At 58.9% G+C, this 22,253-nt stretch carries 12 protein-coding genes; 1 reads left to right on the forward strand and 11 read right to left on the reverse strand.

The window, feature by feature from the left end:
* Positions 1–49 precede the first annotated feature (49 nt).
* The gene (locus tag J4D97_RS01465; RefSeq protein ID WP_243900085.1) at positions 50–1,141 is read right to left on the reverse strand and encodes a glycosyltransferase family 2 protein; all 1,092 of its coding nucleotides are present in this window, start codon (positions 1,139–1,141) and stop codon (positions 50–52) included.
* Positions 1,131–1,466: a YbaB/EbfC family nucleoid-associated protein gene (locus tag J4D97_RS01470; RefSeq protein ID WP_185283242.1), complete on the reverse strand. Its 336-nt coding sequence runs from the start codon at positions 1,464–1,466 to the stop codon at positions 1,131–1,133. The genes J4D97_RS01465 and J4D97_RS01470 overlap by 11 nt, the downstream gene beginning before the upstream one ends.
* A 739-nt stretch (positions 1,467–2,205) precedes the next feature.
* Between J4D97_RS01470 and J4D97_RS01475 the strand changes: the two genes are divergently transcribed.
* On the forward strand, positions 2,206–4,998 hold the full coding sequence (locus J4D97_RS01475) for a PAS domain-containing hybrid sensor histidine kinase/response regulator (RefSeq protein WP_208306064.1): 2,793 nt from the start codon (positions 2,206–2,208) through the stop codon (positions 4,996–4,998).
* A 3-nt stretch (positions 4,999–5,001) separates the two neighbouring features.
* On the opposite strand, the gene J4D97_RS23810 is transcribed toward J4D97_RS01475, so the two are convergent.
* From J4D97_RS23810 to gltB, 9 genes are all read right to left on the reverse strand, one after another.
* On the reverse strand, positions 5,002–6,927 hold the full coding sequence (locus tag J4D97_RS23810) for a gliding motility-associated C-terminal domain-containing protein (RefSeq protein WP_208306065.1): 1,926 nt from the start codon (positions 6,925–6,927) through the stop codon (positions 5,002–5,004).
* Between the two features lie 65 nt (positions 6,928–6,992).
* The gene (locus tag J4D97_RS01485) at positions 6,993–8,153 is read right to left on the reverse strand and encodes an aromatic amino acid lyase (protein ID WP_208306066.1); all 1,161 of its coding nucleotides are present in this window, start codon (positions 8,151–8,153) and stop codon (positions 6,993–6,995) included.
* A gap of 7 nt (positions 8,154–8,160) precedes the next feature.
* Positions 8,161–9,579, reverse strand: a complete 1,419-nt coding sequence (hisS, locus tag J4D97_RS01490) for a histidine--tRNA ligase (RefSeq protein ID WP_208306067.1) — start codon at positions 9,577–9,579, stop codon at positions 8,161–8,163.
* A gap of 150 nt (positions 9,580–9,729) precedes the next feature.
* Positions 9,730–10,095 (reverse strand): hypothetical protein, encoded by a 366-nt coding sequence (locus tag J4D97_RS01495; RefSeq protein WP_185283247.1) that lies wholly within the window; start codon positions 10,093–10,095, stop codon positions 9,730–9,732.
* Between the two features lie 178 nt (positions 10,096–10,273).
* Positions 10,274–10,930: a TIGR02117 family protein gene (locus tag J4D97_RS01500; RefSeq protein WP_208306068.1), complete on the reverse strand. Its 657-nt coding sequence runs from the start codon at positions 10,928–10,930 to the stop codon at positions 10,274–10,276.
* Positions 10,931–11,166: 236 nt separating this feature from the next.
* The gene (locus J4D97_RS01505; RefSeq protein WP_208306069.1) at positions 11,167–13,695 is read right to left on the reverse strand and encodes a TonB-dependent receptor domain-containing protein; all 2,529 of its coding nucleotides are present in this window, start codon (positions 13,693–13,695) and stop codon (positions 11,167–11,169) included.
* A 480-nt stretch (positions 13,696–14,175) separates the two neighbouring features.
* Positions 14,176–15,579, reverse strand: a complete 1,404-nt coding sequence (locus tag J4D97_RS01510; RefSeq protein WP_208306070.1) for a toxin-antitoxin system YwqK family antitoxin — start codon at positions 15,577–15,579, stop codon at positions 14,176–14,178.
* A 149-nt stretch (positions 15,580–15,728) separates the two neighbouring features.
* A complete protein-coding gene (locus tag J4D97_RS01515) occupies positions 15,729–17,198 on the reverse strand; it encodes a glutamate synthase subunit beta (protein WP_208306071.1) in 1,470 nt (489 codons plus the stop codon).
* Positions 17,199–17,423: 225 nt separating this feature from the next.
* Positions 17,424–21,950, reverse strand: coding sequence for a glutamate synthase large subunit (gene gltB / locus J4D97_RS01520; protein ID WP_208306072.1), 4,527 nt, complete (start codon positions 21,948–21,950; stop codon positions 17,424–17,426).
* Positions 21,951–22,253: the final 303 nt, after the last annotated feature.

Below are 22,253 nucleotides of genomic sequence, written 5' to 3' on the forward strand. Positions count from 1 at the left end.
CAAGTTTGGAAGGACGGTCTGAGAAATTGCTGAGCAGTACATACTACTGCTACGCTTTGTTGAACAGCTTCCGGCTCAGCGCTGGGAATGCACGCTTTCCCTTGGCAAAGTAAGCCCAAACCAAGCTGCCCAGGTACACGCCGGGCCGTTCGTCGATGCGCAGCCGGGGCGGAAACTGGCGCCGTCGTTGCTGCCAGCCGCGTACGTGACGCGCAACATACCAGTGCGCCCGCAATACAGCCCGGCAATCGGCTACTTGCCCTTGGGTGAGTAGGCGTAAAGCGGCTACCCAATCAAGCAGGAGGCGCTGCACCAGCACGCCCGGTAGCTCGGCCGCCGTGGAGTTTTTGTAGACCAGCGCGAGGCCGTTGCGGAAATTAAGGTAGGTTTTGTGCGGATTGGACTTCGCCAGCGTGCCACCGCCCACATGAAAAACGGTGCTGCCGCCGTAGTACCACACCTCGTGCCCGGCGTTCCAGAGGCGCCAGCACAAGTCGATTTCTTCCATGTGGGCAAAATAGGCGGTATCCAGTCCATCCATAGCGTGCCAGGCCGTGGCGCGCACCAGCAGGCACGCGCCGGTAGCCCACGCCACAGGGCGCGAGTCGTCGTACTGGCCGCGGTCAGTTTCGAGCGTGTCGAACAGGCGGCCCCGGCAGAAAGGGTAGCCCAGGCGGTCGAGGTAGCCGCCGCCGGCACCGGCGTACTCAAACTGCGCCCGCTCCACCACATCGGCGCTATACTGCCGGATTTTGGGCTGCACGGCGGCCACGCTGGGCTGCTGCTCCAGCAGCGCGCGCAGGGGCGGCAGCCAGTTGGCCGTCACCTCCACATCGGAGTTCAACAGCACGTAGTAGCGAAACGCTGCCGTGGTGTGCAAGACTTCCAGCGCTTGGTTGTATCCTTCGCAAAAGCCTAGGTTCGTAGCGTTTTGAATGAGTTGAACCCGCGGAAAAGCACGCCCTACCAGTTCCACCGAGTCGTCGGTAGAGGCATTGTCGGCTACTACCACTGTGGCGCCGTCGGCATGGGCCAGCACCGTGGGTAGGAACTTTTCCAGCCAGCGGCGCCCGTTCCAGTTCAGAATGACTACGGCCACGTCGGCGCACGGGCCGGGCGTGGAGGCGGTATCAGAGGCCAAAGTTGCTCAGGTCGAGACCGGGTAGGTTGGGTAGCAGGCCGGAAGTTTTGCTTTTCAGCTCCTGCTTGGCTTGTTCGCCTACATCCTCCATCACTTTATTTACGGCCGCTACCACTAGGTCAGCCAACATATCGCGGTCCTGCGGCGTCAGCAGCGACTCATCAATTTCCAGCTTCAGCAACCGGCGCTGGCCGTTGGCGGTAGCCTTCACCAAGCCTCCACCCGATTCGGCCGTAGCGGTCAGGTACTGCAACTCACCCTGGGCCTGCTGCATTTTCTCTTGCAGCTCTTTCACTTTGCCCATCATGCCCATCATATCAAACATAGTCGTACAATCTGTGCGTATTCATTAGAAACGCGGTTCTTGAAAAGAAATAGCTCGCAGCTGACGGCGAGAAGTGGCAGCCGTGCTAGCCGTGCTCATACCGAAAGCTCCCAAACCGCCTATGCTCCATCCGCCAAGTGGCAAGGAAGCTGCGGCGGGCGCAATTTACGCGAAATGAAGCGGGACGCCGTATGCGTATGGCTTGTTAGCTCTTGAGGGTAGAGTAGTATCAGCAATACAATAAGCGGGGAGCCGTTTTAAGGTAGTGCGGGCAATTGTTGAGTTGGAATTCTACTATACAACCGCTCCATAACGGCGCTAGCCCAGGATTAGGTATCTAATTCAAGGAATTGAAATGCGCTAATGAGAAAACAACTGCGGTCCTGTGGGGCCGTCACGTTCCGTGGTAAGCACCTTAGCCGCAATAAAATTAGGATATGATATGAGCAGCAAATTACAGCGAGCAAGCTAATTAGGTAATCCTCTGGACCGACCAATATGCTTGCTTATTTGGTTCATGCGTAGCCATTAAGCCTACTAAAGGAGTATATACTCATACAGGCGAAAAGGATCAACCAAATTGGGACGGTAGTACACCTTAGTGTACTATAGGTGGAAATCGCGAAGTTGGATAATGTATTGGCGTAGTTTATGGGCAAACAATGTCCTCCATACATCTGCAGGCGTCTGCAAATGGTATGTTTGAAGTAGTCTAGATGTTACGCATCCTATGGATACAATGCTACCACCCACCCCTAAGCAATGCGCTGCCTATATCGCAGTGGAGAAGGCCAGCCGGCTTCGGGCCGAAGAAGCGCTGGCTGCAGCTGAAGCCCGTATAGCGGCACTCGAACAGCAACTGGCTGCCACCACATCCCAATTTGCTACTCTCCATACGCTGACGCACGTCTTAGAACAAAACCCCAACCCAATTCTGCGGGTGAATGTGGATGATACGTTGTGCTGGGCCAATAGAGCTGGCAATACGTTGTTGCAGGCGAACAATAGGTTGCCACAGCGTCTGCGGGCGCTAGCGGCTTCAGCTTCGGAGCAGCCCATACAAAAGCTGACGGTAGGCGAACGGCATTACGTGCTGATGGTAGACGGTGCCACGCCCGACGAAACCAGCGTTACGTATTACTTAACCGATGTCACTACGATTTTACAGGCCAAGCAGGCGTTGTTGGAGCAACAACTGTTCTACGAAACCATTCTGATGGAGGTACCCGCAGGGGTAGTGGTATTCGATGTGGAACATCGGTACCTGTTCGTGAACCCTACTGTAGAGCCAGACCCCGCTCGGCGGCAGCAGATGCTGGGCAAAACTACCCGTGAGTTGTGCCAGATGCGGCAGCGGCCAGAAGAGGTGATTCAACAGCGCGAGCGGGCATTCGCCGAAGCAATAGGCAACCGGCGCGAGTCGGTGTGGGAGGAGCATTTGCTTGATCATACCACCGGTAAACTGCAATACTGGCTGCGGCGTAGCTGGGCCATCATGGGACCCGATGGAAATGTGCGCATGGTCGTCAGTTCCGGCCTGAACATCACTGAGCGCAAAGAGGCGGAGGAAGCCGCAGCACGGCAACGAGAGTTCTACGAGTCTATCCTGAATCTGCTGCCGGTTGACGTAGCCGTATTCGACGATCAACACCGCTTCCTGTTCACCAATCCTTCGTCCATCTCTGATGCACGGGTGCGCCAGCAGATACTGGGCCTGACCAGCGACGAGTATTTTAACCTTCGGGGGCGCTCTATGGAACTGGCACAGGAACGAAAAGAACGTTTCCAGCAGGCATTAGAAACCCGTACGGATGTGCTGTGGGAAGAAACCATTAAGATTCCTGCCGGCAACAAACGCATTTTGCGCCACCTGCGCCCCGTCATCAACGCTGTGGGTGACTTGCAGATGGTGGTAGGATCGGGGATTGACATCACGGCCCGGTATGCGGCCGAAGAACGACAGCGCGAGGCCGAGGCCCAGATGCGGGCGCAGGAAGCCTTCATCCGGCTTATCGTAGACTCGCTACCTAGCGTTATCTACGTGAAGAATGCCAACAATGACGTAGTATTCCGGAATGCAGCTTTCGATGAAATGGCCGCCCGTAGCCAGCATATGCTGCCCGCAAGTCAGCAAACTGCTGTTGTGAAGCAGCAGCTTCGGCAGATTCGTAAGCTGGGTGAACAGGTCTTAACGTCGCAGAAGTCGCTGACGACGGAAATGCCACTGGAAATGGCCTCGGGTGAAACGTGCATACTGCAAACGTACATGCATCCTCTGCCGCAGCTGGGCAAAGAGCCAGAATTGTTAATAGTCAGTACCGATATCACAGCGTTAAAAAAGGCGCAGCAGGAGGCAGAAGACAACGCGCGCGCGAAAGAAGCGTTTCTGTCACGTATGAGTCACGAAATACGAACGCCACTGAATGGGGTACTGGGCATGGCTGCCCTACTAGAGAAAACCCCGCTCACCAGCCAACAGCAGGAATACCTATCTACGATGCAGCGGGCTGGGCAGCACTTGCTGGCGCTGGTTAATGACGTGTTGGACATGGCGAAAATAACGGCCAACCATCTGGAGCTGGATCAGGCGGCCTTTAGCCTGGATGTGCTGCTAGAAGCGGTTAGTCAAACGGTAGCCCCTTTAGCCATCGAAAAAGGGTTGCAGTTGATTATTCAGCCATTGGACTGCGCCCCCGTTCCTCGCTTGCTTGGCGATGCCTACCGCCTGCGCCAGGTGCTGCTCAACCTGCTTGGTAATGCCATCAAGTTCACGGAGCAGGGTAGCGTGCAGCTAAGGGTAACCGTGCTGGCCGAAAATAGCGCAGCCCTAACGCTTCGCTTCTGGGTGACAGATACGGGCATAGGCATCGCGCCTGAGCAGCAGGAGGCTATTTTCGGGACCTTTGCACAGGCCAGCCTCGAAACCAGTCGGCGGTTTGGGGGGACCGGCCTGGGGTTAGCTATCAGCGAACAGCTGGTGCGCTATATGGGCGGTACACTGTTGCTGAGCAGCTTACCCAACGAGGGCACTACGTTTTCGTTCGTCCTCTCGCTGCCCCGCGCCGAAGACACTACGGCCGCCAGCCAACCAGCCGAGCAACCAGCCGCTCCCGGCTACCCGGAGCTGCATGGGGTGCGTGTGCTGCTGGCCGAAGATAACATGGTGAACCAATGGCTGGCTACTGTGATGCTGGAGCACTGGGGCGTGCTGGTATACGCCGTGGGTAATGGCCTCGACGCGCTGGCACAGCTACAGGAAAACGACTACAACGCAGCTATTCTCGACATCCAGATGCCGGGACTGAGTGGGGTAGAAGTAACTCAGGCCATCCGGCTGTGCACCAATGAGCGGCGGGCCGGCGTGCCTATTATTGCACTGACAGCCAATGCATTCGAAGCAGATCGAGCCAGCTATCTGGCTGCTGGTATGAATGCCTGCTTGACCAAACCCTTTGAGGAAGACGACCTGTGCCGCTTGCTCGTACAGCTCATCAGCGAATACCCACCATTGGCCAGTACACAACCAACGTAAACACTACCGCAAAATCGTGACGGTGCCGTGGTCTACCGTGCGTTGGCCAGTGGCATCCGTTGCCTCGAAGCGCCATACATAAGTAGCAGGTACTGGTAGGCGCCCGCCTATGCGGCCATCCCAGGTCTGGGAACGGTCGGTGGCCCGAAATACCTCCTGGCCACTTCGGTCTACCACTACCAGTAGAAAAGGGCCGAGAAAGCGGCCTTTCACGCCAAAGACATCATTCTGGCCGTCGCCATTGGGCGAAAACGCGTTGGGAATGACCACTTGCAGGCGACGCGCCACCGTGGCCACGTTGGAATAACTGGGCGCCGGCAGGCCGCCTCCTGTGGCCTCTATCCGGTAGCGCAGTACCTGTTGGTCGGCTGTGGGCTGGTCGAGGGTAGTAGGCAGCGTCACGACGCGAGCATTAAGCACCGTATTGTCGGGGGCTAAGGTGAGCAGGCGGTAGGTGACCGGCATGGCGGGGGTAGGCGCACCGAGAGCCATCCAGGTCAGGCGCACGGTGGTACCTTCTGGGGTAGTAGGTTCAGCCGTCAGGACGACGGGGCATACGGCTGCGCTGGGAGCTGAGGTATTGCCGCAGGCATCGCGCACGGTGGCCGTATAGCACGCCCGCGCTGGCGTCGCCTGCGTGGAATCACGCAACGAACGGGCCGTGGTGGTAGCTAGCGTAGCGGCATCGCGCAGGTAGGTATACTGCAAACTGCCGCTTGCAGGGCCGCTCACCGACAGTTCTACCTGATTGCGAAGCGTATAGCTGGCCAGCAGCACCGGCGCGGGTGGCGCGTCCGTCGAAACCGCCGTTGCGTGCACCTCACCGGATTCTGACAGGCCACCGCCAGTGGCCCGCACACGGTAGGTGTAACTGATGCCGCACGTCACGGCCGCATCATCGTAGCGGGTGGTGCCGGCGGGCAGCTGCGCTACTACCTGCCCATCGCGCACCACCTCAAAAGGCCCGGCTTGGTCGGTAGTCCAGGTAAGTAGGTTCTGGTTATTCTGGGCAGTGGCAGTGAGAGCCACCGTGCACAGCTCGTTGGATGGTAGGTTGGTAGCGGAAGGCTGACAGGCATCTGTTTGCAGTAGTCGATAGCAGCCCGGCACAGTTGCATTGGGCAGCGAGTAGGTGGAAGCTGCCGCAGAAAGAGCCGTCAGGGTGCGGTAGCCGCCGGGCGCGCTGGCGTCGCGCAGCTGCAAGCTGTACTGATACCCAGCCTGCAACCCTGCAAACGTGAGCTGGGCCGTGGTGCCGTTCAGGCTCAGCCGCTGAAACTGCGCTGCCTGGGCCAGAGCGGGCGGCGTAAACGACTGCGTAGCCGTGTTGCTGCACAGGGTAGCCGCCACGTAGTAGCCTGCCACAGTCACGGTGCTGGGGCTGCCGGCCGGAACAGGGTAGGTAATCGTTGTATTGCGGGTAGCCGCCACGGCCGGGCCGCTGCCTACCTGCACCGTATACCGGTCGTAGGTAGGGTCGGTGATGGTGACTTGCACCGCGCCCGGCGTGCAGCTCACGAGCGAGAAGGTAGGCGGCGGGGAGGTTTTTACCTCGAAAGCCGGATAGGCTACCAATAACCCCGAGGAGCCGCCACCCGTCTGGTTCTGGTTGATATTGACCGTCAGTACTATCGGGCCGGCGGTGGTAGGGGTGTAAAACGAAGTGGTATCTGTAAATCCGCGGCACGCTACGCTGGCTTGCCACTGGTAAAACACCTGGCCGGATACGAGGCGCGGATTGCTGGCATCTACAATCCGGATGCGCTTGCCCACACACAAAAACCGGTCGGTGATTTCCTGTTTGGTTTCGACGTCAAAAAACCGGAAGCGCGCCTGCTCCAAAGGCGGTGAGGTAGGGCATTGCGCCCGTGCCGCCGTCAGCCCGACGATGCTCAGCAATCCACACAAAAAGAGTTGGTAGAGTTTCACGGAGTGGTAACGGCGGCCAAGCCTGATTGCGTGTCTGAAACAGTCGAAGAATAGATAAGCCCAACTTAAACACCCTGACCCGGATGAGCGTAACGGCGCACAAACTGAGCGGCTGCGTGCACTACCGGGTACACAGGCTGCTGCTCAACGAGCGGCGGTAGTTTTTCGCGGGCATCCAGTACCAAGTGTGCCGCGTCTGGCGACTGCGCAGATAGCTGTTGCGAAGTCAAGACTAACTCAATACCAAGCAATTGCTCCGCGTTGTCGAGTAGCTGATACGTACTGAGTGCGACATCAGCGCTGGGGTTGCTATAGCGGCTATCTGCTGACAGCAGCACGGCGCAAAGCTGATTATTCTGCCGCAGTAAGCTGCCAACCGGGTGGCGTAGGCCGGCCAGCGTATGAGATGCACTTTGTAGCAGCTGTTCCGTGCGCCCGGCCGAGTGGCTACCCAACTCGGCTACCGTCAGCAACAGTGTCCGCAGGGCCAACGAAATGTCTGCCGCGGCTGGTGTGGGAAGATTGCTTGCCAGGGTAGGCTGCTTATCGGGGGTAGGAGCAGTAAACGCTGCCTCTATGGCTTGCTGCACATAGGCCAGCGCCGCATGGCAGGCTGTATGGGTAGGCGAAGCAATTAACTCTTCACCACCCCGCAACACAGCCAACGACAAGGAGCTGAGGTTGTCAGCCACCAACAGCAGGTGCTCAGCCCGTAGCCACGCCCGCACCGCGTAGGCCAGCGTGAAACTCGCTCCGGTCAGTAGCATTGTCGCGTCCGCATCAGCTTGTGGCAGGGCTGCCCAGCCAAATAGCTCCAGTACGTCGCTCGTTTGCAGGCGGTAGCCCTGGTAGTTCACCTCGCCCAAGCCAAACAGGGGCAGGCTCAAATGGGCCAGCCCAGCCTGGTCGCCGCCTTGCTGGTAGACCACGGGTAGCACCTCGCGGTTGTAGAAGTCGAGTAGGCGGCGCACGGTGGCGGCCGAAGCACCGCGCCGCTGCTGCTGCCCGGCTTGGAGGAGCAACATGAGGCGCACCAACTCGCCAGGCGCTTCGGCGCCTACCCCGCAGGCGGCCGCCAGGAGCGGTGCAGCCGACGCTGTAGTGTCCGGGCTGGAAGTTGGAACACCGCCAGCATCCGTCACCACGCGGGCATCGCTGGCTAGCAGTGTGCGCAGGGTAGGCAGCGTGAGCGGAGTGGTAGGAGTAAGGAGGAAGTCCTCGGCCATACGTGTCTTACTTTGTTAGCTCCGCGAGTGCATCAGTCAGCGAAACAGTCCGTTCTTCACCGGTACGCATGGTTTTCAGCTTGAACTGCCCAGCCGCCCGTTCCTCCGAGCCTTGCAGCAGCACATAGGGAATACCTTTCTGGTCGGCGTATTGAAACTGCTTTTTCAATTTACCGGCCTCCGGGTACAGCTCGCTGGCAATACCAGCGTCGCGCAACTGGCGCAGCACGGGGAGCACGGCGGTTTCGCTCTCGGCGTCGAAATTAACCAGCAGGCAGCGCGTGGTAGTGGTGGCGTCGGTGGGGAAAAGTTGCAGCTCGTCGAGACAATCGTAGAGCCGGTCGACGCCAAAGGAAAACCCTACCCCCGATACGCCCGGCAGGCCAAAGGCCCCGGTCAGGTTGTCGTAGCGCCCGCCGCCCGACACGCTGCCCATGTTCACGTTGTTGATCTTTATTTCGAAGATGCAGCCCGTGTAGTAGCTCAGGCCGCGGGCCAGCGTTACGTCGAAATCCAGGTGGTCGAACTGCGCGAAGCCAAAGCCTTGCAGCAGCTCCTGCACACGTGCCAGATCCTCCAGGCCTTTGTAGCCCTCTTCGTTTTCGGGGGCTACCCCAGCCGTAACGAAAGCGGCCTGCAAGCGCTCCAGCTTCTCGCCAAAAGTGCCCTCTACGCCCAGTAACGCAAACAACCGGCCTAGCGCGTCGTCACTGAAGCCTTTCTCACGCAGCTCTTTCTCTACGCCTTCCTGCCCAATTTTGTCGAGCTTGTCGATGGCCGTGAACAGGGCCGTTTCGGTGCCCTCGTCGCCCAGCGCCTGGTAAATAGCGCTCAGCACCCGACGGTGGTTGATTTTGATGGTGAAGTCTGTCAGGCCCAGACCGTTCAGTACCTCACACATCATCAGCACAATCTCCGCCTCACAGAGCAGCGAATCGGTGCCCACCACGTCGGCATCGCACTGATAGAACTCGCGGTAGCGCCCGCGCTGGGGGCGGTCAGCGCGCCACACGGGCTGGATCTGGTAGCGTTTAAAGGGGAACGTGAGCGTGCCTCGGTTCATCACCACGTAGCGGGCAAACGGCACCGTCAGGTCGTAGCGCAGGCCTTTCTCCGCGATTTTGGGTAGCACCTGTTTGGCACCAGCGAGCAAGTCGTCGGGCGTCACTTCCTCTTTCACCACATCGCCCTTCTGCTTTTTCAGGAAGTTGCCCGAGTTGAGCACCTTAAACAACAGCTGGTCGCCTTCCTCGCCGTACTTACCCGTCAGCACCGACAGGTTTTCGAGGGTAGGGGTTTCGAGCGGAGCATAGCCAAACTTCTCGAACGTGCGGCGAATGATGCCAAAAATATAGTTGCGGCGGACCACTACGGCCGGTCCAAAGTCGCGGGTACCTTGCGGTATGCTGGGTTTCATCTGATTCAATTAAAACTTAAGAATCAAAAGTTAAGAATTAAAAAAGCCGGCTATAGGCCAGTTAGCTAATTCTTAATTTTCAACTCTTCCCTTTTAATCCATTAAAGTGAATGAAGCCGCGAAGGTACACAAACCCGACCGGCAGACCGATGTCTGGGGCTACAAGCTGATGTGATGGACCTGCCCGGATTCCGTGTCGGGCTGATCGAGGAGGGTGGAGACAATGCTGGGCTGGGAGGCCTCGTCGTGTCGGGCAAATTCGGCCTGGATAGCCTCATTGGCGTGGCAAAGTACCAACTGCCGGCCTTGCTGGCGTAGCATGAAAGAGTAGGCCAACAGAATGTCCACAGCATCTTCCGAAAGCTGATCCGTAATCAGACTACAGTCGAGCCAAATAGAGGGTTTGTCGCTACGCGAAGCCCGGTGCAACGACCGTGATAAATCCAACTCCGCCGACTCCGAAGAATCGGAAGCCGGAATCAGCAGGAAGCGGTCGGGCAGTGGGTCGCGGTGAATATGCAGCATCGTAATTTGGATCGATTCGTTACTACCCCGAATGCAAGAGCAGTGAGAATAATGATACTTAAACGGCTAGATTCATATAAAGTGCACGTAAAAGTAGCTTTTTATCGAAAATTATCAGTTTTCATCAAAATAATCCGATAAACCGGCATAAAAACTAACATACTATTATTCAAGTGCTTTAATGGTTCCTTGTTTTAGGAACGTGTTGTACTTGGTAAAGTACAGAACCGGCTAGCGGCGCTTTAAGGGCAGCGCGCAGGCCAGCGCGCCGCAATATGCGGTTCGTCCAGTCGTTGCAAGTGCGCAGTACATGGTAGCGCCCGCGTGCCTCAAAAAACTGGTCCTGAGCGGTGTAGCCAAGCATAACGGCCGGCACAAAGCGCCCCACAGAATCAGCCTGAAACGAGGCCCGGATGGTAGCCGCCAGGGCCTCATACTGCGCGGCCGAAATGCGCAACGCTGCCACGCGGGTACTGGGCTGCGGTGGTCCGGCACACCAACTCACGTGCAGCAAGGTAGGCGAGGGTAGGGCGGCCCGCAGGGTAGTGCCCACGCCCGGTGTGTGCCCGCCACGGGAACTGCGGTAAAAGCCGGCGTTGCCCCACCCAAATGCCACGAAAGGGTAGGCTGCCGGCCGTGCCGGCTGGCTTGGCGCGGTGAGCAGCGGCCGCCAGTCGAGGTCCGTGCGCGCCTCCTGGGTGGGCACTACTATATCAGTATGCAGGCCGTTGGATACCACAAAAACCGGAATACCGCCGGGTGTTTCGCGGAATTTCCGGTTGATGGGCACCAGCGTGCCGGTGAGCACCAATAAAACCAGGGCAGCAAGCGGCATGGGGTGATGAGGTGATAAGCTGATGTGCTTGTGTGATGATGTGCCTATGTCATCCTGAGCATTCCGCGCATCAAGCGGCGACGAAGGACCTTATGCCAGTTGAACGAGTCGTTGGTACGCCAGTCGTTCTTACAAGATAAGGTCCTTCGTCGCCGCTTGATGCGCGGAATGCTCAGGATGACACAGATACATCAACTCACCAACACATCAATAATCAACCCATCAACTCATCAGCCTTAGCCACCGAAACCGCCGCCACCGCCCTGTGGCCCCTGGTCGATTTTCTTGGAGGGCTTGCTGTTGCCGAAGAACCAAGTGAAGCCGAGGTAGCCCACGCGCGTTTCGTACTTGGTGCGGAAGTTGGATTCCAGGCCGTCAGAATACAGTTGGGTGTAGTTGCGACGGGTGTTGAAGATGTCGCTTACCCGCAGGGTAAGGGCGGCGCGGTCTTCAAACAGGCGCTGGCGCAGGGCCACATCAATGCCGTGGAAAGCAGCCAAGCGGCCCTGGGCCGTGAGTTGCGGCGCCCGATAATTAGCAGTAAGCTGCACATCAAGCTGTTTGGTGGGCGTGAAGCTGTTCATCAGGCGAGCCGTGCCTGTTACGGTGCTGCGGTTGCGGCCGTCGCCTAGGAAGCTGGTCACCTCATTGCGGTACACCGAGCCGCTGGCCGTGATTTTCCACCACTTTGCAAGGGGCTGATTCAGCGACATTTCCAGGCCGTAGTTGTTGGTTTGGCCGAAGTTCTGGTAGCTGGTGCGGGTGATGAAATCGGGTTGGCCACTGAGGCGGGTAGCCGCCGTGTCGATGGCGCGGATGGCCTGGATGGCATCTGTGGTCTGGCGCCAGAACAGTGTGGTCGTCAGCGAGGTCTGCTTCCAGGTGGCTTGGTGGCCCAGCTCCACCGAGTTGATGAACTCGGGCCGCAGCACGGGGTTGCCGATGCGGTAGTTGCGCTGGTCGTTGTAGATGGGTAGGGCCAACACTTGCATGAAGTTGGGCCGGTTGAGGCGGCGTGAGTAGCTGAGTTGCAGGCGCTGGTCGCCGGGTAGGGTGCGCACCAAGGTAGCCGTGGGGAACAGATTGAGGTAGCGCTGGGTGAACTGACCGGTGTTGGGTAGTACGCGCCCATCTAGGGTAGTGTGCTCGGCCCGCAGCCCGCCTTGCAGGCTCCACTTGCCAAATTCCTGCTGGGCGGTGGCGTAACCGGCCTGCACGTGCTGCTGGTAGCGGTAAGCAAACGACTGATTATCAAGTCGAACAAAGGCTTCGTTTTCACCAGCTTGCAGAAGGTAGTCCGTTGTGCCATCCGACCACCACGACTCGTTACGCAGGCCCACATCCAGGCGGCCTTTCTCGCCTAGCGGGTGCACGTAGTCGGCTTGACCTTGCAGGACGTTGATGCCTACGCCATACAGCTGCCGGCGTTCCTGGCGGGGGTAGGAGGCGGGGCCATCCAGCACGCGCTGCCCTACCTGCACATCTACGCCTACATCTACGAGGCTAACGTTGGCGGTCAGCTCGCGGCCTTTGTGCTCGGCCCAGGTGCGGCGGTAGTCCACCGAGTACACCGATTGGTGCTGCTTTTCGTTGGAGTAGCCCAGGTTGCGCAGGGCCAGCGGGGCATCGGTGCCGCGGGTGAGGATAGTATTCAGATTTTCCCGCGAAGAACCCCGGCTCTGGCTCAGATCGGCCGAAACCGTGATTTTCTGGTCTTTTGTGAGGTCGTAGTCTATCCCGAAGCGGCCGCCGTGGTATTGCTGGTGGCGCAGGCTGCGGCCGTTCTGGTCGGTGCGCGTGGTAAGACCTTCTACCGTAGCCGCCTGGCGCAGATCCGATTCGCCCCGGTAGTGGTTGTCGTTGGCATCGTAGCTGCCGAAGAAGTTAAGCTTACCCAGCTTGCGGTTGGCGCTCAGCGACAGGTTATACTTTTCCCGCGTGCCCAGAATACCGGCCGCCTGGCCATTCCAGCCGTCTTTCTGCTGCTTTTTAAGCGTGATGTTGATGACCCCACCCGCACCGGCCGCGGGGTAGCGCGCCGAGGGGTTGGTAATAACCTCCACGTTCTCGATGCGGCTGGCTGGCAACTGCTCCAGCCGGAAGTTGGATGGAGCCGGCTTGCCATCGAGGTAGATGGCCACGTCGGCGCCGCGCAGGGTAGCCTGCCCGTTTTGGTCCACGGCCACGGAGGGCACATTTTGCAGCACGTCCACGGCCGTACCGCCGGCGCTGTTTAGGTCCTTGTCCACGTTAATCACCTTCTTATCAAGGTTATCCACCACAGCAGCCCGTTCACCCGTCACAGTCACTTCGCCTAGCTTGGTGGTCGTGGAAGCCAGCCGCAATGTGCCCAGACGCACGGTAGGCGTGGCCGCCGTGATGGTAACCGCCCGGCGCAGGGTGCCGTAGCCCACTGCCGAGGTACGCAACAGGTAGGAGCCAGGCTGCACGGGCTCTAAGGTAAAGGTGCCATTTTCAGCGGTTTGCGTGCCGGTGGCTACTTGGCTGCTGTCCCGCGCTTGCAGAAGCACTACGGTCGTGAAGGGTAGGGGCTGGTTGTTGGCGGCATCGAGTAGCGTGCCGGTTATCGTGCCAGCAGTTTGGGCCCAGGCGGTCAGCGGAAAGAGCATTACGAGGAGCCCCAGGCACCGCAGTGCCCGGCGAAAAGTCAGGAAGGAGTTCATCGGAGTGGTGAGTTGGATGAAAAATCCGGCAATGCGAGGCCAGCCCAACGGCCGCGGTTCCGTCAGAGGGGGGAGGGGCATTGCCACCAGAGTAAGTACACACGCAGGAGAGAGGCTGCTTACAAGCAGCTCCACGACCCGAAACACAAAGACTTCGACTTAGAAGAATATAATTTTCTTAGAGCGTAGTCAGCAGCCCAACCCGTTTGGCGGGGCGGTGTCCGGTGGCCGTGGCGGGCGACGCCGGTAGAGAATCGGGCGCCACAGCAGGTATCTTAGGTTAGTGATTCAAAGGTAGTATAAGGTACTATGCAACGCAAGGTACTAGGTAAATTTATTTTCATTTTTCTATATATGTACCGGAAGAAATGGTATTTGATATGGTAGATGCGAGGTTTCACAGCACGGTTGCCTGTGAATAGCTATTTAGTTGATATACTTTAACTAAAGAATTTTACACGAAGCCAAGGAAGCATAAAAGAGGGAGTGAAAAGGATCAGTTAGCCTGCTCCCTTTCACTCCCTCTTTTATGCTCCTTCGCTTCGGGACGGAATAAATTGGCTATTTGGCTCCCGGTGCTACTACCTGCCCGTTGCGGAAGGTTTTCTTTTCCTGTACCGCTTTGCCATCGGCTTTGTAATACGTCCACACGCCGGTTTGCTTGCCGTTGCGGAAGGCGCCTGCTTCCTCTAAAGTACCATCCTCGCGTAACTGGCGGTAGGGACCGACTTTCAGGCCTTTGGCGTAGTTGGTTTCGCTCTTAAGCTTGCCCGATGGGTAAAACTCTTGCTTCAGGCCGGTTGGGCGGCCGTTTTCATACGTCACGCGGCTTTGCACGGTGCCGTTCTCGAAGTATTCCAGCCGTTCGCCTACCAGCTTGCCGTTTTGGTAGGGGTCTACAAAATGGGGCTGCTTGCCATCGGGGAAAAACGTGCGCCACGTGCCGGCCGGTTGGTTGTTTTTGAACTGTTGCTCGGCCTTCAGGGCGCCATTTGGGTAGTAAGTGGTTAGCTTCCGGTCGCGGGCCTGGTTGCTGTACTCGATTTCCTGTTCCACTTTCCCCGACTCGTAGAAATCCTTTTGGGTGCCTACCAGCGTGCCGTTCTTATAGGTCATCGTGCTTTTTACAGCTCCGCTCTCGTAGTACGATTTGGCGGGACCATCGAGGTTGCTGGTGCCGCCCAGGTTGGCCGTGGGGGCTTTGGTGCTGTTGTCGCCCAATGGGTTCGATACGGCTCGTTGCTGGAGGGTAGCCGCGGCATAGCTGCCCTCGGTGCGGAGCTTGCCGGAAGGGTAGTAGCTGCGGTAGGTGCCCTTGCCTTTAGCATCGGCCTGCACCTCGGTTTCTACCTGGCCGTTGGGGTAGTAGGTTTTGTAGGAGCCCGTGAGCAAGCCGCCCCGGTACATCGACTCGCTTTGTAGCTGGCCGTTTTCGTAGTAGGTTTTGGAGGGTCCATTAGGCTGCCCGTTGGCGTAGGTGATTTCGGACCGCACCTTGCCCGACGGATACAACTCCCGCACGGTACCCGCCGGCTGCCCGTTAGCTAGGGTGGTTTCCATCTTGATTTTACCATCCGGATGGTAGTAGCGCAGCGTGCCGGTGGGCTGGTCGTTGGTGTAGGTGCCCTCCTGGGCCACCTGGCCCGAGTTATAGAACGTCTTGAACGGGCCCTGCCGCTCGCCCTGCCGAAAGGTCACTTCTACTCGCTTTTTGCCATCCGGAAAAAACTCCACATAGGCGCTATCGGCCTTACCGGCGCGGTAGCTGGTTTGAGCTTCCAGCGCACCCGAGCGGTAGAAGCGCTTGTAGGGGCCTTCCATCACGGTGTCGCCGGCCACAATGGCCGAGTACACCTCGCGCACTCTCGTCTTAGTCGAGTCTTGGTACGTGACCAAGCGGCGCAGTTTCTGGGGGTAGGCGAGGGTAGGCAGCAGCAGCAGCAGCAGGAACAGCAAACGTTTCATGCTGACAAGAACGGAAAGTTGGGGTAGAAAATTTCCCGCCGAGGTTCGCGGAGGCAAAACGCAGAGGTTCGCAGAGTTCAACGACGACTATCGTTAGAACACTGCGAACCTCTACGTTTTGCCTCCGCGAACCTCGGCGGGAAATAATTTTAAGCAAACATGCCTACTGCGTCCTTGCTGGGTAGGGCCGTCTTGCCGGTCAGGAACAGATCTACCTGACGGGCAGCTTCCCTCCCTTCCGAAATAGCCCATACCACCAACGACTGGCCCCGGCGCGCATCACCGGCCACAAACACTTTGTCTACGTTGGTGCGGTAGTCGCGCTCAGTGGCCTGCACATGGCCGCGCTCATCCAGCTCCACCTTCAGGTCCGCCAGCAAGCCATCGTGCCGCGGATGCAGGTAGCCGATAGCCAGGAAGGCCAGCTGGGCCGGAATTTCGCGCTCCGAGCCAGCAATTTCCTCGAACTTGATGCGCTTGCCCCGCTCGTCGGTTTCCCAGGTGATGTCTGTGACCAACAGGGCGCGCAGGTTGCCTTGCATATCGCCCAAAAAGGCCTTGGTGTTCACACCCCAATGCCGCTCGCAGCCTTCTTCGTGCGAGCTAGTAGTGCTCAGTAGCAAGGGGTAGGTAGGCCAAGGCATGTGCTTGGTGCGCTCGGTGGGTGGCTCCATCATCATAGCAAACTGCCGCACCGAGCGGGCGCCCTGGCGGTTGGCCGTGCCCACACAGTCGGAGCCGGTGTCGCCGCCACCAATTACGACCACATCTTGGTCGGTGGCTAGGATGGGGTCGTGGGCCCAGTCGGGCTGGCTTACGCGCTTGTTTTGCTGGTTGAGGTAGTCCATGGCGAAGTGGATACCGTGCAAGTCGCGGCCCGGAATGGTGAGGTCGCGCGGGATGGTAGCGCCCCCGGCCAGCACCACGGCGTCGAAGGAATTCATCAATTCATCAGCCGAAATATCCTTACCTACCTCCGTGTTGCACTGGAATACTACACCATCCTTCTCCAGCAACTCAATGCGGCGGTCAATCACCCATTTTTCCAGCTTGAAATCGGGAATGCCGTAGCGTAGGAGCCCACCGGGTCGGTCGTCGCGCTCGAATACGGTCACGCTGTGGCCGGCCTTCACCAGTTGCGCTGCTGCCGCCAGCCCCGCCGGCCCCGAGCCTACCACAGCCACCGTCCGGCCGGTTTTCAGCAAAGGAGCCGTAGGCTGCACAAAGCCTTTCTCGAAGGCAATTTCAATGATGTGCTTTTCGATTTCCTCGATAGCAACCGGCTGGCTATGGATGCTCAGTACGCACGCCGACTCGCAGGGCGCGGGACAAATGCGGCCCGTAAACTCGGGGAAGTTGTTGGTGGAAGCCAGAATGCGGTAGGCCTCCTGCCAATCCTGCTGGTACACGGCGTCGTTGAACTCGGGGATGATGTTGCCCAGCGGGCAGCCCGAGTGACAGAACGGAATGCCGCAGTCCATGCAGCGCGCCGCCTGGTGGTTCAGCTCCGCCTCCGAGTACATCCCAATAAACTCCTGGTAGTGGCGCACGCGCTCAGTCGGAGCCACTTTGGGGGGTAGAACGCGGGGAAACTCTTTGAAACCGGTGATGTGGGACATGGGTCGTGCTGGTGTTCACCCCACCCCCCGGCCCCCTCCCCTCCGGGAGTGGGGGTGCCAGGCGATAGGGCTTTCTGAGTACTTAAGTATTGTATTGAATGCTGCTCAACGAGCATTTACCATTCACTATATAATATTTCGTCGGCTAGCTCCCCCTCTCCCGGAGGGGAGGGGGCCGGGGGGTGGGGTGAACACCCGCGCGGTAGGGGCGCCTGCAAGGCGCCCCTACCGCGCGGGCTCGTACTTGGCCATTTTCAGCACCTTCTTATACTCCACAGGGAACACCTTGCGGAACTTGCCGGCGGCTTCCTGCCAGTTGCCCAGCAGGTAGGCCGCCAGCTGGCTGCCAGTGAGGTGCTGGTGCTTGCGCAGCAGCGTCTGGATGTGGTCCTCATCCTCGGTGTCGAGGCCTTCCAACTCCACCATTTCCATGTTGCAGTTGTCGGAGAAAGTGCCGTCTTCGTCGTACACCCAGGCAATGCCGCCGCTCATGCCGGCCGCGAAGTTGCGGCCAGTTTTGCCCAAAATAAGGGCGCGGCCACCGGTCATATACTCACAGCCGTGGTCGCCTACCCCTTCCACCACGGCGGTGGCGCCGGAGTTGCGCACGGCAAACCGCTCGCCAGCCTGCCCGCGCACAAACAGCTCGCCGCTGGTAGCGCCGTACAGCGCCACATTGCCGATCAGGATGTTCTGCTCCGGCACAAAGCCGCTGTTCTTGTCGGGGTAGATGGTGAGCTGGGCACCGCTCAGGCCTTTGCCCACGTAGTCGTTGGCCTCGCCTTCCAGTTCAAACGCCAGGCCCTTCACGCAGAACGCCCCGAAGCTCTGCCCGGCCGAGCCGGTAAACTTGTAGTTGATGGTGTTGTCGGGGAGGCCGGCGGCGTGGTAGCGCTTGGTGATTTCGTTGGAAAGCAGCGTGCCCAGGGTGCGGTCGGTGTTCTTGACCGGGAAGGTCGCAAACACCGGCTCGCGCTCTTCTAGGGCTGATTGGGAGTGCTCCAGCAGCTGCCAATCCAGGATATTGTCGAGGCCGTGGTCTTGAGTTTCGCTGTTGTAGAGAGTGCCGCCGCCGGGGTTCAGCACCAGCTGCAACATGCCCGATAGGTCGATAGTGCGGGCTTTCCAGTGGTCGATGTCGTCGCGCACTTTCAGGTACTGCACCTTGCCAATCATCTCATTCACCGTGCGGAAGCCCAGCTCGGCCATAATCTCGCGCAGCTCCTCGGTCATAAACCGGAACAGGTTCACGATGTGGTCGGCCTGGCCGGTGAACAGCTTGCGCAGCTCGGGGTCTTGGGTGGCAATGCCCACGGGGCAGGTGTTGAGGTGGCACTTGCGCATCATCACGCAGCCACCGGCAATGAGGGCGGCCGTGGCCACGCCCCATTCCTCAGCGCCCAATAGGGCTGCCACGGCCAGGTCGCGGCCGGTTTTCACCTGGCCGTCGGCTTGCAGCACCACGCGGCTGCGGAGGCGGTTGCGCACCAGGGTCTGGTGGGCTTCGGCCAGACCCAGCTCCCAAGGTAGGCCGGCGTGCTTGATAGAGCTGATGGGCGAGGCGCCCGTGCCGCCGTCGTAGCCGGCAATTAGGATGGCGTCGGCGTGGGCCTTGGCTACCCCGGCCGCAATGGTACCCACGCCCGCCTTGCTCACTAGCTTCACGTTGATGCGGGCGGCGCGGTTGGCGTTCTTCAGGTCGAAGATCAGCTGAGCCAGGTCCTCAATAGAATAGATGTCGTGGTGGGGCGGGGGCGAAATCAGCCCTACCCCCGGCGTGGAGTGACGCGTCTTGGCAATCCACTCGTCTACCTTGTGGCCGGGCAGCTGGCCGCCCTCGCCGGGCTTGGCACCCTGCGCCATCTTGATTTGCAACTCGTCGGCGTTGGTGAGGTAGTGCGCCGTCACGCCGAAGCGGGCCGAGGCAATCTGCTTGATGGCCGAGCGCATGGAGTCGCCGTTGGCCATTTTTTCGTAGCGCATGGGGTCCTCGCCGCCCTCGCCGGTGTTGCTTTTGCCGCCAATGCGGTTCATGGCAATGGCCAGGGTGCTGTGCGCCTCGTGCGAAATCGAGCCAAACGACATGGCGCCGGTAGCAAAGCGGTGCATGATGCTCTCAGCCGGCTCTACCTCGCTCAGCGGCACACCGTTGCGGTGCTTGGCAAAATGCAGCAAGCCCCGAATGGTGAAGGCCTTTTCGGTTTGCTCGTTGATGAGACGGGCGTACTTCTGGTACGTTTTGTAATCGTCGGTGCGGGTGGCGTATTGCAGCAGGTGCACCGTTTGGGGGTTGAACAAGTGCGCCTCGCCCCGGCGCTTCCACTGGTAGAGGCCGCCCTCGGGTAGCAGGCGTACCTGCTCGGGCGAGTTGTCGTGGAAGCCATGGTGGTGCTTATACAGGGTTTCGCGGGCAATTTCATCGAGGCCCAGGCCACCGATGCGCGTCACGGCGCCGCAGAAGTAGCGGTCCACTACCTCCTGGTTGAGGCCCAGAATCTCGAACACCTGCGCGCCGTGGTACGATTGCAGGGTAGAAATGCCCATCTTGGAGAAGATCTTGAGCAGGCCATCGCACACCGCCTTGATGTAGTTTTTGACCAGCGCCGGTGCGTCCAGCTTCGTCTCAAACTGCCCCGCGGCCTGCATGGTCTTGATGGTAGCCAGCGCCAGGTAGGGGTTGATGGCCGTGGCGCCGAAAGCCAGCAAACAGGCAAAGTGGTGCACTTCCCACACGTCGCCGGCTTCCACTACTAGGCCCACGGCCCCGCGGTAACCCTTCCGAATCAGGTGGTGGTGCACGGCCGACACGGCCAGCAGCGACGGAATAGCGGCGTGCTCCGAGTCCAGGGCGCGGTCAGACAGAATCAGTACTTCAAAACCATCTTCCACCGCATCCTCGGCGTAGCGGCACAAGCGGGCCAAACCAGCCTCCAGGGAACCGGGCTTGCCGTCGGCGCGGAAGTAGGTTTGCAGGGTTTTAGCATTGAACATGCCCGTATCAATACTGCGCAGCTTTTCCAGTTCGGTGTTGGTGAGCACCGGCTGTTGCAGGGCCACGCAGTGGCAGTGCATCTTGTCCTCGTCCAGGATGTTGCCGTTGTTACCCATGAAGGTCGCCAGGCTCATCACCAACCGCTCCCGAATGGGGTCGATGGGCGGGTTGGTTACCTGCGCGAAGAACTGCTTGAAGTAGCTGCTCAGGTGTTGCGGCCGGTCCGACAGCACCGCCAGCGGCACATCGGTACCCATCGAGCCAATGGGCTCCTTGGCTTCCAGGGCCATGGGCTTGATGAGCGTGTCGATATCTTCCCGGCTGTACCCGAATACCTGGTGGTACTTGAACACGGCCTCCGCATTGAGGCCAGTGAAAGCCAGACGCGGCTCGGGCAGCTCCTCCAGCCGGATTTTATAGTTCTCCAGCCACTGCCCGTAGGGTTGCCGGCTGGCAATGTGGTGCTTGATTTCCTCGTCGGTGATGATGCGGCCGGCTTCAATATCCACCAGCAGCATCTTGCCCGGCTGCAAGCGGCCCTTGCGTACAACAGTGTGCGCCGGAATATCCAGCACGCCAGCCTCGGAGGCCACAATAATGCGGTTGTCGTTGGTGATGGTGTAGCGCAGGGGGCGCAGGCCGTTGCGGTCCAACATCGAGCCGATGATGTGGCCGTCGGTGAAGGTGAGGGCGGCGGGGCCGTCCCAGGGCGCCATCAGGGTAGCGTTGAACTCGTAGTACGCTTTTTTCAGCGCGTCCATCTGCTCGTTGCCATCCCAGGCTTCGGGCACCAGCATGGTCATTACCTGGGGTAGGGAGCGGCCCGAGTGCAGCAGAATCTCAATGATGTTATCCAGGCAAGCCGAGTCCGACTGGTTGTTGTCGATGACGGGCAACAGCAATTCCATTTCCTCCGGCGTGAAATAAGCTGAGGAAATAGACCGCAAGCCGGCGTAAAACCAGTTCAGGTTGCCGATTAGGGTGTTAATTTCGCCGTTGTGGGCCAGCATCCGGAAGGGCTGGGCCAGCTTCCAGCTCGGGAAGGTGTTGGTAGAGAAGCGCGAATGCACCATGCCAAACGCCGATACCACCCGCGCATCCGACAAATCGGGGTAGTAGGAGCGTACCTGGTAGGTAGTGAGCTGGCCTTTATATACAATGACGCGGCAAGAGAGCGAAGTGAAGTAAAACGCCTCGTTGCCCAAATCCACCGTCTCGTTCACGCGCTTGTTGATGGCGCGGCGCAGCACGTAGAGCTTGCGCTCATAATCGTCGTCGGTAGCCAGGCTGGAGGGGCGCCCGAAGAACACCTGCTCCACGTGCGGCTCGGCCGAAAGCGCCGTTTCGCCAATACCGGTTGGGTTAACGGGCACTTTGCGAGAACCCAGCACCGGCACGCCCAATTGGGCAGCTACTTCTGTAATAATAGTTTTGCAGGCGGCGTAGGTGGCAATGCGCTTGGGTAGGAACAGCATGCCTACCCCATACTGGCCCGGCTCGGGTAGGCGCACGGCCTGGTCAATGCATTCATCGAGCAAAAACTCGTGCGGAAGCTGGAACAAAATGCCCGCCCCATCGCCTGAGTCGGAGTCGCAGCCACAGGCGCCGCGGTGCTCCATGTTCTCGAGCATGGTGAGGGCATCGGAGATGGTTTGATGGGATTTTTGTCCGTCAATGGCCGTTATAAAGCCCGTGCCGCAGGAGTCGTGTTCGAATTCCGGACGGTACAGTCCCTGCTGGTTATCACCGGTAAGTTTCATCGCGAAAGAATAGCCTGATACCGCAACCAGAGGTAGTGCAGCCTAGCTAAAAATTTAAGTTATAACAAAATGTTCGATTTGCCATACGGGTAGCTGGGTTTAGTGGTATTATTTATATTATTTTCAATAAAAATGGGTTTTTTCGATAAAATGATGCTTCAGTTATAAGTGATCTTAGCATGATGAAGATACTGCTGCTCATCCTCCAGTTGCGCCCGTCAACTGCTCTCGCGCGCTCCCGGAACGACGACGCTGCGTAACAGCAGTAACTAAAAAAACGCCACGCAACTCTGCTATGTTGCA

This window comes from Hymenobacter defluvii, from assembly GCF_017589435.1.
Lineage (GTDB): Bacteria > Bacteroidota > Bacteroidia > Cytophagales > Hymenobacteraceae > Hymenobacter > Hymenobacter profundi.